Genomic DNA, 15,438 nt, shown 5'->3' with positions numbered 1-15,438 from the left:
CGCGCAGAGCGGGCCTCTCGAGGTCGTACCGGCCCGCCGAGTGGGCGCCTGGGGCTCCCCTGGCCGCCGTGAGGGTCCACTCGGCAGCCACCGGCCCGCCGAGTGGGCGCTCAGGGCTGCGTCGACCGCCGTGAGGGTCCACTCGGCACCCACCGCCCTGCCCAGGGCTCCCCCCGGCCGCGGTGCACGGACACCCGGATACCGGACGTCGTCGGGAAGGCCCTCAGACGCACACAGGGCCCCTCCCGACGTCCGGGAGGGGCCCTGGTGAGGGTGGTGCGACTCAGTGGGCCTCGGGGCCCGCGTGGTACTCGAAGACGAGACCGCAGATGGCGATGATCAGCGCGACGCCCGCGCCGACGATCAGCCACCACTGGTAGAAGGCGAGGCCCAGGCCGGTCATCGCCACACCCGCGGCGACGCCGAGCGGCCAGTAGCTGCCGGGGCTGAAGAAGCCGATGTCGCCGGCGCCGTCGGACACCTCGGCCTCGGGGTTGTCCTCCGGGCGCTCCTCGAGGCGCCGGGCGACGAACCGGAAGTAGGTCCCGACGATGAGGAGCAGGCCGCCGGTCAGCGTCAGCGCGACGATGCCCACCGCCTCGCCCGAGAGGAGGCCGTAGACGAGTGCCGTCACGAAGCAGAAGACGGTCAGGATCTCGAAGATGCGGGACTCGACCCTCATCGCCGGCCGCTCCTCTCAGCAGTCGTGGCGATCATCCTAGAACGCCAGCCGGTCGGTGGGGTTCGGGTTGAACGGACGCGTGCTCGTCGCCGTGGGCGAGCAGAGCTCGCCGCAGTTCATCTGGGCGAGGGCCTCGGCCGCCGAGTACGGCTGGCCGGTGGTCCGGTTCACCTGCTGGCGCAGCTGCATGTACTGGTCGAACAGGTTGCCCGGCAGGGCCCGGACCTCGAAGTTCATCATCGAGTGGTACGAGCCGCAGTACTCCGCGCAGCGCCCGACGAACGACCCCGGCCGCTCGATCTTCTCGATCACCCAGGTGTTCTTCTGGTCGTTCTTCTCCGGCGAGGGGAAGACGTCGCGCTTGAACAGGAACTCCGGGATCCAGAACGAGTGGATGACGTCCTCGGAGTGCTGGGTGAAGGAGATCGGCCGGTCGGTCGGGAGGACCAGCAGCGGGACCTCCTCGGTGGTGCCGATCGTGGCGACCGGCGCTCCGAGCGGGTTGCGGGCCTCCGGGTACGCGAACTCCCAGTTCCACTGGAAGGCGACCACGTCGATCTTGAGCTCGTTGCCGGTGGCGGGGCGGTCGACGACGTTCTGGACGACCACCGTGAAGTAGAAGAGCACCGCGACGATGATCAGCGGGATGACCGTGAGCACCAGCTCGAGCGGCAGGTTGTACTGGAACTGCCGGGGCAGCTCGGACGCGTCGGCCTTGCGGCGGTGGAACGTGACGGTCCAGGCGGTGGCGCCCCAGACGAGGGCCCCGACGATCAGCGCGGCGATCGCGGACCAGGTCCACAGCTCGCGCATCAGCGCCGACTCGGGCGTGACGCCGACGGGCCACCCGAACCGGATGGCGTCCTGGAACGAGCAGCCGGTCGTCATGAACGCGACGACGGCGCCCAGACCGGTCAACTGAGCGGCCCGCGTCGCGCGGCTCGGGCGTCGACGCTGCCGGGACGACACCTCCCGGGCCTCGGCAAGGCTCCCTGCTCCGCGCACTGCTGGCTGCCCTCCTGAAGGCCGTGCGACCTCGGGTTCGTCGGGTTCCCACCCGCCCTCGGTCCGGACAACGGGAGACTAGCCGAGCTGACTCCTACGCGCTGTCGGAGGGGCGCGGGCGGTCACCTCCGGGACCGTCGGACCCCGTCGCCATACTGGGACCCGTGTGCGGGCTGATGGGTTGGATCACCACCGAGGGTGCCGGGGCGCGGTACGCCGCGGACGTGGAGGCGGCGCTGCCCTGCATGCGTCACCGGGGCCCCGACGAGCCCGGGATCTGGCACGACGACGACGTGGCGCTGGGCTTCGCCCGGCTCTCCATCATCGACGTGGAGAACTCCCACCAGCCGCTGGAGTTCCCGGGAGACGCAGCGGAGCGGAGCTCGACCGCCGACCCGGCCGGGCGCTACCGCATCGTCTTCAACGGCGAGATCTACAACTACCTCGAGCTGCGCGAGGAGCTCGCGCGCGACCACGGGGTCCGGTTCACCACCGAGGGCGACACCGAGGCCATCGTCGCGGCGTACTCGGTGTGGGGCGCCGACGCGGTGCCGCGGCTGCGCGGCATGTTCACCTTCCTCATCTGGGACGTCCGCGACCGCGTGCTCTTCGGCGCGCGCGACCCGTTCGGCATCAAGCCGCTGTTCTTCGTCGCGGGCGCGCACGGGGTCGCCTTCTCCAGCGAGAAGAAGTGCCTGCTCGAGGTGCTCGGCCCGATCGGCGCCTCCACCGCGGCGCCCGACCCGGAGGCCCTGCAGAACTACCTGACGCTGCAGTACGTGCCCGAGCCCGCGACGCTGCACCGCGCGGTGCGCCGGCTCGAGTCGGGCTGCTCGTTCACCATCTCCCCCGGCGAGCCGATCTCGGTGCAGCGCTACTTCACCCCCCGGTTCGACGAGCGCCCGGTCCCCCGCGGCGACACGGCCGCCGAGACCCGGCGCCACGAGGAGATCACCGAGGTCCTGCGCGACTCGGTGGCCAAGCACATGCGGGCCGACGTCACGGTCGGCGCGTTCCTCTCCGGCGGGATCGACTCCACGGTGATCGCGGCGCTCGCCCGGGAGCACAACCCCGACCTCATCACCTTCACCACCGGCTTCGAGCGCGACGGCTACTCCGAGGTCGACGTCGCGGCCGAGTCGGCCCGGGCGATCGGGGTGCGCCACGTCGTCAAGACGGTGACCGCGCAGGAGATGATGGACGCGCTGCCGCTGATCGTCTGGTACCTCGACGACCCGGTGGCCGACCCGGCGCTGGTCCCGCTGTACTTCGTGGCCCGCGAGGCCCGCAAGCACGTCAAGGTGGTGCTCTCCGGGGAGGGCGCCGACGAGCTCTTCGGCGGCTACACGATCTACAAGGAGCCGATCTCGCTCGCCCCGTTCGACGCGCTGCCCGGCGCGGTGCGCAAGCTCGCCGGTGCGCTGTCCGACCGGCTGCCCACCGGGATGCGGGGCAAGGACCTGCTGCGCCGCGGCGCCCTCCCGCTCGAGGAGCGCTACTACGGCAACGCGCGGAACTTCTTCCCCGCCCAGCTCGCCGACGTGCTCCGCTCCTACGACGACGAGCTCTCCCACGTCGACATCACCGAGTCGCTCTACGCGGGCTCGCGCGATTGGAGCCCGGTCGCCCGGATGCAGCACGTCGACCTGTTCACCTGGCTGCGCGGCGACATCCTGGTCAAGGCCGACAAGATGACCATGGCCAACTCGCTGGAGCTGCGGGTCCCGTTCCTCGACCCCGAGGTCTTCCGCGTCGCCTCCGCACTGCCGACCGACCAGAAGATCGCGCACGGCACCACCAAGTACGCGCTGCGCCGGGCCATCGAGGGCATCGTCCCGCCGCACGTGCTGCACCGGCGCAAGCTCGGCTTCCCGGTGCCGATCCGGCACTGGCTCGCCACCGACATGCTCGACTGGGCCCGGGGCATCGTCCGGGACTCCCAGACCGACGCGATCCTCGACAAGGCCGCCGTGCTGCGGCTGATCGACGAGCACCGCTCGGGCCCCGTCGACCACTCGCGCCGGATCTGGACCCTGCTCGTGTTCATGCTCTGGCACGGGATCTTCGTCGAGCAGCGCATCCGCCCCGAGATCCCGGCGCCGGTCTACCCCGTGTACGCGTAGCCGTTCCACACCCCGCAGTGGTCAGGGCAACGATCGGGCTGTCGCGGCGGAGTGGTTCACCTACCGTGAGCGGTTGATCCGGAGCGAGTAGTCAACCGAGAGGACCCCCCGGCCCGATGGACGTACTGGGAATCGGCAATGCCATCGTCGACGTGCTCACGCAGACCGACGACGACACCATCACCGCCTTCGACCTGCCGAAGGGGGGCATGACGCTCGTCGACGAGGACCAGGCCGAGTCGCTCTACGCGAAGGCCGGGCAGACGACCGAGCGCTCCGGGGGCAGCGTCGCCAACAGCATCGCCATCGCCGCCGCGCTCGGCGCCGACGCCGGCTACGTCGGCAAGGTCCACGACGACCAGCTGGGCGGCTCGTTCACCTCCTCGATCCGCTCGCACGGCGTGAACTTCACCACCCCGGCGCTCACCGAGGGCCCGTCGACCGCGCGCTGCCTGGTGCTCGTCACGCCCGACGGCGAGCGCACGATGGGCACCTACCTGGGTGCGTGCACGCGGCTCGGCCCCGACGACATCGAGCAGGACGAGGTCGCGGGCTCCAAGGTCGCCCTCATCGAGGGCTACCTCGCGGACACCGAGCACGCGCGCCGCACCATCGGCAAGATCATCGACGCGGCCTCGAAGAGCGAGGCGCGGGTCGCGCTGACCCTCTCCGACGCCGGGTGCGTCGACCGCCACCGCGAGTACTTCCGCGAGCTCGCCGAGGCGAACGTCGAGATCCTGCTCGCCGACGAGGACGAGATCGCCGCGCTCGTGGGCGAGGACGGGATCGAGTCGCTGCTGCGGGGCAACGGCGGCAACTGCGAGATCGTGACCGTCACGCACGGCGCGAAGGGCTCGACGATCTACGCCGAGGGCGGGGTGAAGCACTCCGTCGAGGCGCGCCCGGCCGACGAGCTCGTCGACACCACCGGTGCCGGCGACGCCTACGCCGGCGGCTTCCTCTACGGCTGGACCCGCGGGCTCGACCTCGAGACCGCCGGGCGGATCGGCTCGGTCGCCGCGTCGCACGTGGTCGCCCAGCTCGGCGCGCAGCCCCCGGAGGACCTCCGGGCCAAGGTCACCGCGGACGTCCCGCAGGCCGGCTGACCTGCGGTGGAGCGAACGGCACTCTCGCGCACGTAGAAGCAGCGGGAGTGCCGTTCGCTCCGCCGAGGAGCACCCCCGGACGCACGAGAGCCCCGGCCCCACGTGGCGGACCGGGGCTCTCGTCGTGCCGGTCGATCAGTTGAAGCTGTCTCCGCAGGCGCACGACCCCGTGGCGTTCGGGTTGTCGATGGTGAAGCCCTGCTTGTCGATCGTGTCGACGAAGTCGATCGTCGCGCCCATGACGTACGGCGCGCTCATGCGGTCGACGGCCACCTTGAGGCCGGCGAAGTCGCGGTAGAGGTCGCCGTCGAGGCTGCGGTCGTCGAAGAACAGCTGGTACTTCAGGCCCGCACAACCCCCGGGCTGCACGGCGATGCGCAGGTGCATGTCGTCACGGCCCTCCTGGTCGAGCAGGGCCTTCGCCTTGGCGGCAGCGGCGTCGCTGAGGTCGACGCCGTGCTCCTCGGTCTTGGTGGGGTTCTCGACGGTCATGGTTCTCCCTGAGCTCCCGTGCGGTCAGTGCCCTCGGGCCGTACAACCTCTGCCGGGCGGCGGGATGTTCCCGCCCGGCGCGGCGCTCCCGTGAGAGCACGATGCGGCTCGCCTGCGATCTCCATGGTGGCACACGGACCGGCGCACTTCACCCGCTACGCGGCTCCCGGTCCCTGTGGCGCCGACGACGCGGTGGCGAGCCCGCGCCACCGCTCGCCCTGCCAACGCACCAGCGCCACGATGCCCAGCGCGATGAGCCACGCGACCTGCCAGCCGGTGGACGCCACCAACGCCAGCGGGCCGGTGATCACCACCAGCAGGACCAGGCCCTCGATGCCGTCGTCGATCAACGTTCCTCCCCCGTCCGGACGCCCGGTGCGCCCCGGCGGGGACCGGCCGTCCTACAGGGGCGGATCGGCCTCGTCGGGCCCGGCGGGACGCGGCCCGGGCACCAGGGGCTCCGGCCCGGGGAGCGACTCGGGACGGGGCCGGGGCGTCGTGGCTCCCGCCACGGCGTCGTCGGCCCGCCCGCGCCGACCACCCCAGTGGTACGCGATGCCCTCGGCGAGCACGGTCAGGGTGCCCGCGGGATCGGCGATCGACGCCTCCACGGACCCGGCGTCCGCCGCCGCGGCGTAGGCCCCGTGGATGCCGGACTCGAAGGCCACCCGGGGCCCGACGTGCACCTGCCCGGCCAGCACCACGCAGGGCACCGACCGCGACATGGCGGCCGCGGCGAGGGCGGCGACCGCGGTGTCGCGCAGCGACCGGAACTCGAGGCTGCCCTCGCCGGTGACGACGAGATCGGGCAGGTCGGGTTCGTCGGCCGTCTCGAGCGTCCGCGCGGCGTCGCCGACCGGGGCGCGCTCGAGCTCGTCCGCCGCCGCGCCGCGCGTCCACCCCTCGGCGATCGCGGTCGCGGCCTGGTCGCCGGTGAGGGTGCCGCGGAAGGCGTCCGGCGCGATGAGCACGCGCATGGGGGTTCACGGTAGAGCAGTGGCCGGGCTCCGCGGAGGCCGCTCGCCGAACGAGCGTCCCGGCGCGACGAGGCCGCCGCCGAACGGCCGCAGACCGTCCGGCGTGTCCTATCCTGGCGGGGTGAACTTCCTGCGCCGTGGATCGTCGGTCCCCGAGAGCACCGTCGTGGACGACGACGTCGAGGCCCAGGAGGTCGTGTCCGTCGGCGCCGACAAGCGCCAGAACGGCGGCAAGGGGCGCCCCACCCGGTCGCGGCGCGAGGCCGAGGGCCGCAAGCGCGGCCCGGTCGCGCCGGCCCCGAAGACGCAGCGCGAGGCCATCAAGCGCGCGAAGAGCATGCGGGGCGACAAGACCGACCGCCGCCAGGCCGCCGCCGACCGCCGCAAGCGGATGATGGCCGGGGACGACCGGGTGCTCTCGGTGCGCGACCGCGGCCCCGTCAAGGCCTACGTGCGCGACCTCGTCGACTCCCGGCGCCACCTCATGGGCCTGTTCATGCCCCTGGCGATCCTGATCTTCATCACGGTCGTCGTCCCGGTGCCCGCCGTGCAGAACATCGGCAGCCTGCTCTGCCTGTGCATGCTCGCCGCGATGGTCGTCGAGGGCACCCTGCTGGGCCGCCAGATCGTCGCGCGCGTGCGCGCGAAGTTCCCCAACGAGGAGATCCGCGGCTTCTCCACCGGCTGGTACGCCTTCACCCGCGCCACCCAGATCCGCAAGCTGCGCATGCCCGCGCCGCGGGTCAGCGCCGGCACCCCGGTCAACTGAGCCTCCTGGTCCTCGGGGGCACCCGCTCGGGCAAGTCGGCCCACGCCGAGGCGCTCCTCCCCCACGAGGGCGCGCTGTACGTCGCCACGGCCCGCCCGGTCGAGGAGTCCGCCGACCCGGAGTGGGCCGCCCGCATCGCCGCCCACCGCGACCGGCGGCCCCCGTCCTGGGAGACGGTGGAGGACGTCGACGGCACCGTGACCCCGGCCGTCGTCGCGGGGCGCCCCGAACCGGTCCTGGTCGACGACCTCGCCACCTGGGTCACCGGCCTGCTCGACGACGCCGGCTGGGCCCGCGACGCGGCCTCCGTCGCCTCCGCCCGGGCCGGCCTGGTCGACGCGGTGGCCCGCCGGACCGCGCCGCTGGTGCTCGTCTCGGCCGAGGTGGGGCTCGGCGTGGTGCCCTCCTCGTCGGCCGGGCGCCGCTTCCGCGACGAGCTGGGGCTGCTCAACCAGGAGCTGGCCGCGGTCTGCGACGAGGTCCGCCTGCTCGTGGCCGGCATCGCGCTGCCGCTTAAGGTGGCTGCGCCCCGTGAGCACTAGTCCGTGCCAGGACACGGATTACTGCGCACAGGCGACCGAAGGGAGCACCTGAGCCATGCCCGCGGTGGCACCCCCGGACGACGCCGCGCGTGCGGACGCCCGCCGGCACCTGGAGGGGCTCCCCCTCCCGTCCCACGCCCTCGGGCGCCTCGCCGACGTCGCGGCGTGGCTCGCCGCCTGCCAGGCCCGCTCCCCCGCGCGGCCGCCCGCCTCGCCCCGCGTGGTCCTCTTCGCCGCCGAGCACGGCATCGCCGCCGCCGGGGTCTCCGCCTTCGACCCCGCCGAGACCGCCGTCCGGCTGGCCGCCGTCCGGGCCGGCACGTCCCCGACGAACAGCCTCGCCACCGTCGCGGGCGCCGACGTCCGGGTGGTCGAGGTCGGCGACGGCCCCAGCGGGCGCCTCGACCGGGAGGACGCGCTGACCGGCGAGGGCGTCCAGATCGCGCTCGCCGCCGGCCGCCGGGCCGCCGACGACGCCGTCGACGAGGGCGCCGACCTCCTCGTCCCCGGCGAGCTCGCCGTCGGGATCTCCACCCCGGTCGCGGTCCTCGTCGCGGCGCTGTGCGCGCGGGAGCCGGTGGCCGTGGTCGGGCGCGGGTCGGGCATCGACGACAACGCCTGGATGCGGAAGGCGGCCGCCGTCCGCGACGGGCTGCGCCGCACGAAGGCCGTCGGCCGCGACCCGGAGGGCCTGCTGCGCGTGGCGGGGGGCGCCGACCTCGCCGCCCTCGTCGGGTTCCTCACCCAGGCCGCCCGCCGGCGCACGCCGGTGCTGCTCGACGGTGCCGCCGTCTGCGTGGCCGCGCTCCTCGCCGACGCCCATTCCCCCGGCGCCCGCGCCTGGTGGCTCGCCGCGACCCGCGACACCGAGCCCGCCCAGGCGCTCGCCCTCGAGATCCTCGGGCTCGACCCGCTGCTCGCGCTCGACCTGCGGGCCGGTGCCGCGACCGGTGCCCTCGCCGCGGTCCCGCTGGTGACGATGGCCGCCCGGGTCGCCGCGGGCTCGTGAGCCCGTCCCGCGCCGACGCGGTGCGGCTCGCGGTGTCGCTGTTCACCGTCGCGCCGGTGCGGGCCGAGGAGTTCGACCGCCGGACCGCGGGCCGGGCCCTCGTCCTCGCCCCGCTCGTGGGGCTGGTGCTCGGCGCCGTCGTCGGCGGCGTCGTCGTCGGGCTGCTCGCGCTCGGCGCCCCCGACCTTCTCGCTGGGGTCGGCGGAGTGGCCGTCGGCGCGGCCCTGACCCGCGGCCTGCACCTCGACGGGCTCGCCGACCTCGCCGACGGGCTCGGCAGCTACGGCGACGCGGAGCGGACCCTCGCCGTGATGAAGGACCCCTCGACGGGCGCGTTCGGCGTGATCGCCCTGGTCGTGGCCCTCGGCGCCCAGGCGGCGGCGCTCCCCGCGGTGGCGGGACACGGCGGCATCGTCGGCATCGCCGGGATCGCGCTGGCCTGGGCGACCGGCCGCGCCGCCTTCACCTGGTGCGCCCGCCGACGGGTCCCGGCGGCCTCGCCGGGCGGGCTCGGCGCGCTCGTCGCCGGCACCCAGCCGGTCGCGGTGCCGCTCGTGTGGCTCGTGCTCCTCGCGGCCGCGGCGGTCCCGACGACGCCCGACCGGCCCTGGCAGGGGCCGGCGGCGGTCGTCGTGGCCGCCCTCGCGGTCGTCGCGCTCGCCCGGCACGCGGTCCGGCGCCTCGGCGGGGTGAACGGCGACGTGTTCGGCGCGGCCTGCGAGGCGGCCGTGACCGTGGCGCTGGCGGGCCTGGCCCTCGGGTCGTGACCCGGAGCGCCTGGAGCGTCAGCCCAGGCGCTCCATCCAGCCGTGCGGGTCGGGGGCCGCGCCGCGCTGGATGTCGGTGAGCCGCGACCGCAGCCGCGCCGTGACCGGGCCGGGGGTGCCGTCGCCGATCTCGAAGGAGCCGCCGTCGTACTTCACGGACCCGACGGGGGTGATGACGGCCGCGGTCCCGCACGCGAACACCTCGGTGAGCGTGCCGGCGGCGACCTCCTTCTCCCACTCCTCGGTGGAGATGCGCCGCTCGGTGACGGTCGCGCCGTCCTCGCGGGCGAGGTCGAGCAGCGAGCGCCGCGTGATGCCGGGCAGCAGGGAGCCGGAGAGCTCGGGGGTGACCACCTCGTGGTGCCCGTCGGCGTCGGTGAACACGAAGAACAGGTTCATCCCGCCCATCTCCTCGACCCAGCGGTGCTCGATCGCGTCGAGCCACACCACCTGGTCGCAGCCCTGGGCCGAGGCCTGGGCCTGCGCGGCGAGCGAGGCGGCGTAGTTCCCGCCGCACTTGGCCTCGCCGGTGCCGCCGGGGGCGGCGCGCACGTAGTCGGTGGAGAGCCAGACGCTGACCGGGGCGAGCCCGCGGGGGAAGTACGCACCGGCCGGGGAGGCGATGAGGAGGTAGAGGTACTCCTCGCTGGGCCGGACCCCCAGACCCGAGGACGACCCGAACATGAACGGCCGCAGGTAGAGCGACTCCTCGCCGCCGGCCGCCGGGACCCACCGCGCGTCGACCGCGAGGAGCTCGCGGATCGAGTCGAGGAACAGGTCCTCGGGGATCGGCGGCATCGCGAGACGCTCGGCCGAGCGCCCCATCCGCTCGGCGTTGGCCCACGGGCGGAACGACGCGATCGACCCGTCGGGCTGCCGGTAGGCCTTGAGCCCCTCGAAGATCGACTGGCTGTAGTGCAGCACGACCGACGCCGGGTCGACCTGCAGCGGGCCGTACGGCATCACCTGCGCGTCGTGCCAGCCGCGCGCCGCGTCCCAGCTGATGGTGACCATGTGGTCGGTGAAGTACTTCCCGAACCCGGGCGCGGCCAGTACCTCCGCGACCCGCTCGTCCGTCGCCGGGGAGGGGTGCGGGAGGTGGCTGAAGGCCGTGCTCGACATGCCCTGCACCCTAGACCGCCACCCCGACACCGGACACGGTCCCGAGCCCGACGTGCGCCTCAGCTCCCCCTCGGCCACGCGGGCCAGTCGCGGAGGTTGACCTGGTCGCACTCGGCGGCCATGGCGTCGATCTCCTCGGCCGGCGCCCCGCGCTCCAGGCACTCGGCCAGCCGGCGGAAGTACTCCTCGCGGGGCGCCCCCGGGACGAAGAGGATGAGGAACCGGGCGATCTCGTCGCCGACCGCCTCGAAGGCGTGCACGCCGTTCACGGGCACGTGGGCGAGGTCGCCGCTGCCGAGCACCTGCCAGGTCTCGCCGCTCATCACCGCGAGCCGGCCCGAGATCACCCAGAACGACTCCGAGAACCCCTGGTGGTAGTGCGGCACGGCGCCGATGCGCCCGGGCGCGGCCGCCGACTCGAACAGGCCGAAGCCGCCCCCGACGACGTCGCCGGGCGCGATGAAGCGGGCGGGGCCCGCCGTCTCGACGTCGTCGCGGAAGCGGTAGACGCCCGGCTCGGCGTCGGGCGTCGTCGGGAAGCTCATCACCGCACCTTGGCCGGGACGAACGGCGGCGCGACGACCTCGCACTCGAGGGGCCGGCCGCGGACGTCGACCGAGACGACGTCGCCCTCGGTGAGCCCCGCGGCGGTGTCGAGCAGGGCGAGCGCGATCCCCTTCTTGAGCGTCGGGGAGAAGGTGCCCGACGTGGTCTCACCGACCGGGGTCTCGCCGAGCTTCACGGTCATGTGGGCGCGCGGGACCCCGCGCCCGGTGGCCTTCAGCCCCCAGGCCCGGCGCCGCGGCCCGGCCTCGCGCTCGGCCAGGAGGGCCTCGCGGCCCCAGAACGTCTCCTTCTTCCACCCCACCGCGAAACCGCACCGGGCCTGGACCGGGGTGATCTCCGGGCCGAGGTCCTGGCCGTGCAGCGGCAGGCCCGCCTCGGTGCGCAGGGTGTCGCGGGCGCCGAGCCCGGCGGGCAGGCCGCCCACCTCGGCGACGACCGCGGCGAGCGCGTCCCACAGGGTCTCGGCGGTCTCCGACGGCGCGATGAGCTCGTAGCCGTGCTCGCCGGTGTAGCCGGTGCGGCACACCCGGATCTTCTGGTCCGACCAGCTCGCGTCGACGAAGCCCATGTAGTCGAGGTCGTCGTCGCCGGTCTCGGGAAGGACCCCCGCCTCGGCGAGGACGCGGCGCGACGAGGGGCCCTGGACGGCGAGGACGACGTGGCGGTCGTGCTCGTCGGTCACGACGACGCCGTCGGGCGCGACCTGCGCGAGGCGCTGCCCGACGCCGGCCGAGTTCGCCGCGTTGGGGACGGCGAAGACCTCGTCGTCGCCGAGGAGGTAGAGGATGAGGTCGTCGACGACGCCGCCGTCCTCGGCGCAGCAGAGCGTGTACTGCGCCCGGCCGGGGCCGATGCGGGCCAGGTCGTTGGTCAGGCAGGTGTTGACGAACTCCGCCGCGCCCGGGCCGGCGATCCGGACCTTGCCCAGGTGGCTGACGTCGAACAGTCCCACCGCCTCGCGGGTGGCGGTGTGCTCGGCCACGGTCCCGGAGTACTGGACGGGCATCTCCCAGCCGCCGAAGGGCGCGAACGTCGCGCCGAGAGCCTCGTGGCGGGCGTGCAGGGGGCTGCGTCGGAGGTTGTCGCTCACGGGGAGGGGACCGTACGGCACGGCGGAGTGTCGGGGGCCCGTCCTAGCATGCGGTCACATCCCGTGAGCCGTCGTCCGCGACCCCTGGAGGCCCCACCCGTGAGCACCCCGCCCGACCTCGAAGTCAGCGACGTCGACGCCCAGCACGCGGAGGTCGACGTCCTCGTGGTCGGGATGCGCCCGGGCGCCGGGGGCGACGGGGCCGGGGACGACGCCCCGGCGGTGGTGCTGGTGGGGGCCGACGGGGTCGACGCCGCCTTCTCCGGCGAGCTCGCCGCCCTGCTCGCGCTCACGGGGGCCACCGGCAAGGCCGAGGAGGTCGTGAAGGTCCCCACGCGCGGGGCCGTCACGGCGCCGCTGCTGCTCGTGGTCGGCCTCGGCCCGGAGGCCCCCGCCCCCGGCACGCAGGGCGGGCCCGACGTCGAGGAGCAGGTCCGCCGGGCCAGCGGCGCGGCGGCGAGGGCGCTGCCGAAGCAGGCCCGCCGGATCGGCACCACGCTCTCCTCCCTCGGGCTCGCGGCCGCGGTCGAGGGCACGGTGCTCGGTCTCTACGCGTTCACCGAGTACCGCAGCGCCGCCGGCGACGACGAGCGGCGCCGGGTCGAGTTCCTGGGCGCCCCCGGCGGCACCGGCGGGGCGGCGGAGCGGGAGAACGCCACGCTCGCCGACGCGGCGCTGACCGCCCGCGCCGTCTGCACGGCGCGCGACCTGATCAACACCCCGCCGAACGACCTCTACCCCGCGGAGTTCGCCCGCCGGGCCACCGAGCTCGGCGAGACCGTCGGGCTCGAGGTGGACGTGCTCGACGAGGCGGCCCTCGCCGAGGGCGGCTACGGCGGCGTCCTCGGGGTCGGCGGCGGCTCGTCGCGGCCGCCGCGCCTCGTGCGGCTGCGCCACACCCACCCCGACGCCACGAAGAAGGTCGCGCTGGTCGGCAAGGGCATCACGTTCGACACCGGCGGCATCTCGATCAAGCCGGCCGCGAACATGGACCACATGACCTCGGACATGTCGGGGGCCGCGTGCGTCGTCGCCACCGTCTGCCTGGCGGCCGAGATGGGCCTGCCGCTCGACGTCACCGCCTACGTGCCGATGGCCGAGAACATGCCCTCGGGCACCGCCTACCGGCCCGGCGACGTCCTGACGATGTACGGCGGCAAGACCGTCGAGGTGCTCAACACCGACGCCGAGGGCCGGCTCGTCCTCGGCGACGCGATCGTGCGGGCGTGCGAGGACGGGCCCGACTACCTCGTCGAGACCTCCACGCTCACCGGCGCCCAGCTCGTGGCCCTCGGCTCGCGCACCGCCGGGATCATGGGCTCCGACGAGTTCCGCGACCGGGTCACCGCCGCGGCGACGAGCACCGGCGAGGGCGGCTGGGCCATGCCGCTGCCCGAGGAGCTGCGCGCCGACCTCGACTCCCGGGTCGCCGACATCGCGAACGTCACCAACCACCGCTTCGGCGGGATGCTCGCGGCCGGGATCTTCCTGCGCGAGTTCGTCGCCGAGGGCGTGCCGTGGGCCCACGTCGACATCGCCGGGCCCGCCTTCAACACCGGCGGGCCGCACGGCTACACGCCCAAGGGGGGCACGGGCCAGCCGGTCCGCACCCTCACCGCGGTGCTCGCCGACATCGCCCGGAACGGCTGAGAACGATCTCTCCGTCCGGCCGGTTGCCTGCGGTGGAAGGATGGAGTCAAGGACGGTTCCGACTGAAGGGGAACCGGACACGCCCGGTCCGGGTGGGCACCCCCACCGACAGGACCGCCGCACGCCACACGCAGACGCGGGAGAAGTGAGTTGAGCGAGAGCGACACCTACGACGTCCTCATCCTGGGTGGAGGGTCCGGCGGGTACGCCTGCGCACTGCGCGCGGCCCAGCTCGGCCTCTCCGTGGCCCTCGTCGAGCAGGACAAGCTCGGCGGCACGTGCCTGCACCGCGGGTGCATCCCCACCAAGGCGCTGCTGCACGCGGCCGAGATCGCCGACAACGCCCGGGAGGGCGAGTCCTACGGGGTCAAGACCTCGCTGTCGGGCATCGACATGTCCGGGGTCAACTCCTACAAGGACGGCGTCGTCGCCAAGCTCTACAAGGGCCTGCAGGGGCTGGTGAAGTCCCGCAAGGTCACGATGATCGAGGGCCACGGCACCCTCGTGGGGACCGACGCCGTCGAGGTCGACGGGCAGCGCTACACCGGCCGCCACGTCGTGCTCGCCTCCGGCTCGTACTCGAAGACCCTGCCCGGCCTCGAGCTCGGCGGGCGGGTGCTGACCTCCACCGAGGCCATCAACCTCGACTACGTGCCCGACCGCGTGGTGGTGCTCGGCGGCGGCGTCATCGGCGTCGAGTTCGCCAGCGTCTGGCGCTCCTTCGGCTCCGAGGTGACGATCGTCGAGGCGCTGCCGCACCTGGTGCCCAACGAGGACGAGTTCCTCTCCAAGCAGCTCGAGCGCCAGTTCCGCAAGCGCAAGATCACCTTCAAGATCGGCACGAAGTTCACCGGGGTCGAGCAGACCGCCGACGCGGTGACGGTCAGCCTGGAGAACGGCGAGCAGCTCGAGGCCGACCTGCTGCTGGTGGCGGTCGGGCGCGGCCCGAACACCGCCGAGCTCGGCTACGAGGAGCAGGGCGTCACTCTCGACCGCGGGTTCGTGCGCACCGACGAGCGCCTGCACACCGGGGTCGGCAACGTCTACGCCGTCGGCGACATCGTCCCGGGCCTGCAGCTCGCGCACCGCGGGTTCCAGCAGGGCATCTTCGTCGCCGAGGAGATCGCGGGCCTGCACCCGCCGGTCATCGACGAGAAGGGCATCCCGCGGGTCACCTACTGCGAGCCCGAGGTCGCGTCGGTGGGCCTGACCGAGGCGCAGGCCAAGGAGGTCTACGGCGAGGTGCAGACCACGACCTACGACCTCGCGGGCAACGGCAAGTCCCAGATCCTCCGCACCGCCGGCGCCATCAAGCTGGTCAAGGGCGGTACCGCCGACGACTCCCCCGTGGTCGGCGTGCACATGATCGGCACCCGCGTCGGCGAGCTCGTCGGTGAGGCGCAGCTGGTCTACAACTGGGAGGCTCTGCCGGTCGAGGTGGCCAACCTGATCCACGCCCACCCGACGCAGAACGAGGCCTTCGGCGAGGCGCACCTGGCGCTGGCCGGCAAGCCGCTCCACGCGCACAGCTGACCCT

General features: G+C 73.9%; 16 protein-coding genes. 8 read left to right on the top strand and 8 right to left on the bottom strand.

All coding sequences use genetic code 11. The features are described 5' to 3' along the window. Positions 1–283 precede the first annotated feature (283 nt). Both ACFPBZ_RS08835 and ctaC read right to left on the bottom strand, forming a co-directional pair. Positions 284–682, bottom strand: a complete 399-nt coding sequence (locus ACFPBZ_RS08835) for a cytochrome c oxidase subunit 4 (protein WP_378035661.1) — start codon at positions 680–682, stop codon at positions 284–286. 36 nt (positions 683–718) lie between these two features. After that, positions 719–1,651 carry an aa3-type cytochrome oxidase subunit II gene (ctaC, locus tag ACFPBZ_RS08830; protein ID WP_465251512.1) on the bottom strand — a complete coding sequence of 311 codons (933 nt, stop codon included), beginning with the start codon at positions 1,649–1,651 and terminating at the stop codon, positions 719–721. Positions 1,652–1,851: 200 nt separating this feature from the next. On the opposite strand from ctaC, the gene asnB reads away from it, so the two are divergent. Continuing rightward, positions 1,852–3,810 (top strand): asparagine synthase (glutamine-hydrolyzing), encoded by a 1,959-nt coding sequence (gene asnB, locus ACFPBZ_RS08825; RefSeq protein ID WP_378035659.1) that lies wholly within the window; start codon positions 1,852–1,854, stop codon positions 3,808–3,810. Between the two features lie 116 nt (positions 3,811–3,926). Beyond that, complete coding sequence (locus ACFPBZ_RS08820; protein WP_378035658.1) at positions 3,927–4,916, top strand: adenosine kinase; 990 nt, start codon at positions 3,927–3,929, stop codon at positions 4,914–4,916. Between the two features lie 135 nt (positions 4,917–5,051). Here the strand turns inward: ACFPBZ_RS08820 and ACFPBZ_RS08815 are convergent, their stop codons facing one another. From ACFPBZ_RS08815 to ACFPBZ_RS08805, 3 genes are all read right to left on the bottom strand, one after another. Further along, complete coding sequence (locus ACFPBZ_RS08815) at positions 5,052–5,408, bottom strand: HesB/IscA family protein (protein WP_378035657.1); 357 nt, start codon at positions 5,406–5,408, stop codon at positions 5,052–5,054. Between the two features lie 155 nt (positions 5,409–5,563). Next, positions 5,564–5,758: a hypothetical protein gene (locus tag ACFPBZ_RS08810; protein WP_378035656.1), complete on the bottom strand. Its 195-nt coding sequence runs from the start codon at positions 5,756–5,758 to the stop codon at positions 5,564–5,566. Between the two features lie 51 nt (positions 5,759–5,809). Continuing rightward, a complete protein-coding gene (locus ACFPBZ_RS08805) occupies positions 5,810–6,385 on the bottom strand; it encodes a glycerate kinase (protein ID WP_378035655.1) in 576 nt (191 codons plus the stop codon). A 121-nt stretch (positions 6,386–6,506) separates the two neighbouring features. On the opposite strand from ACFPBZ_RS08805, the gene ACFPBZ_RS08800 reads away from it, so the two are divergent. The 4 genes from ACFPBZ_RS08800 to cobS are packed head-to-tail and all read left to right on the top strand — an operon-like array spanning position 6,507 to position 9,472. Next, a complete protein-coding gene (locus tag ACFPBZ_RS08800) occupies positions 6,507–7,154 on the top strand; it encodes a DUF3043 domain-containing protein (protein ID WP_378035654.1) in 648 nt (215 codons plus the stop codon). Next, complete coding sequence (locus tag ACFPBZ_RS08795; protein WP_378035778.1) at positions 7,070–7,696, top strand: bifunctional adenosylcobinamide kinase/adenosylcobinamide-phosphate guanylyltransferase; 627 nt, start codon at positions 7,070–7,072, stop codon at positions 7,694–7,696. Before ACFPBZ_RS08800 ends, ACFPBZ_RS08795 begins: the two co-directional genes overlap by 85 nt. Positions 7,697–7,751: 55 nt before the next feature. Further along, positions 7,752–8,705, top strand: coding sequence for a nicotinate-nucleotide--dimethylbenzimidazole phosphoribosyltransferase (locus ACFPBZ_RS08790; protein ID WP_378035653.1), 954 nt, complete (start codon positions 7,752–7,754; stop codon positions 8,703–8,705). Beyond that, on the top strand, positions 8,702–9,472 hold the full coding sequence (cobS, locus tag ACFPBZ_RS08785) for an adenosylcobinamide-GDP ribazoletransferase (protein WP_378035652.1): 771 nt from the start codon (positions 8,702–8,704) through the stop codon (positions 9,470–9,472). Before ACFPBZ_RS08790 ends, cobS begins: the two co-directional genes overlap by 4 nt. A gap of 18 nt (positions 9,473–9,490) precedes the next feature. Here cobS and ACFPBZ_RS08780 read toward each other — a convergent pair whose 3' ends face one another. From ACFPBZ_RS08780 to gcvT, 3 genes are read right to left on the bottom strand one after another with little or no spacing between them, the layout of a single operon-like run. Continuing rightward, positions 9,491–10,594, bottom strand: a complete 1,104-nt coding sequence (locus tag ACFPBZ_RS08780; protein WP_378035651.1) for a branched-chain amino acid aminotransferase — start codon at positions 10,592–10,594, stop codon at positions 9,491–9,493. Between the two features lie 59 nt (positions 10,595–10,653). Beyond that, positions 10,654–11,139 carry a cupin domain-containing protein gene (locus tag ACFPBZ_RS08775; RefSeq protein ID WP_378035650.1) on the bottom strand — a complete coding sequence of 162 codons (486 nt, stop codon included), beginning with the start codon at positions 11,137–11,139 and terminating at the stop codon, positions 10,654–10,656. Then, complete coding sequence (gene gcvT, locus ACFPBZ_RS08770) at positions 11,139–12,251, bottom strand: glycine cleavage system aminomethyltransferase GcvT (protein WP_378035649.1); 1,113 nt, start codon at positions 12,249–12,251, stop codon at positions 11,139–11,141. The genes ACFPBZ_RS08775 and gcvT overlap by 1 nt, the downstream gene beginning before the upstream one ends. Positions 12,252–12,350: 99 nt before the next feature. Here gcvT and ACFPBZ_RS08765 point away from each other — a divergent pair, with 99 nt between their 5' ends. Both ACFPBZ_RS08765 and lpdA read left to right on the top strand, forming a co-directional pair. Continuing rightward, on the top strand, positions 12,351–13,901 hold the full coding sequence (locus ACFPBZ_RS08765; RefSeq protein ID WP_378035648.1) for a leucyl aminopeptidase: 1,551 nt from the start codon (positions 12,351–12,353) through the stop codon (positions 13,899–13,901). A 150-nt stretch (positions 13,902–14,051) separates the two neighbouring features. After that, entirely contained in the window at positions 14,052–15,434 is a 1,383-nt protein-coding gene (lpdA, locus tag ACFPBZ_RS08760; protein WP_378035647.1) for a dihydrolipoyl dehydrogenase, read from the top strand. The last annotated feature ends 4 nt before the right edge of the window (positions 15,435–15,438 follow it).

The organism is Actinomycetospora atypica (genome assembly GCF_042653685.1).
GTDB classification, from domain to species: Bacteria; Actinomycetota; Actinomycetes; order Mycobacteriales; family Pseudonocardiaceae; genus Actinomycetospora; species Actinomycetospora atypica.
Note: the sequence above shows the minus strand (reverse complement) of the source record. Positions and strands in the feature narration are given on the sequence as shown.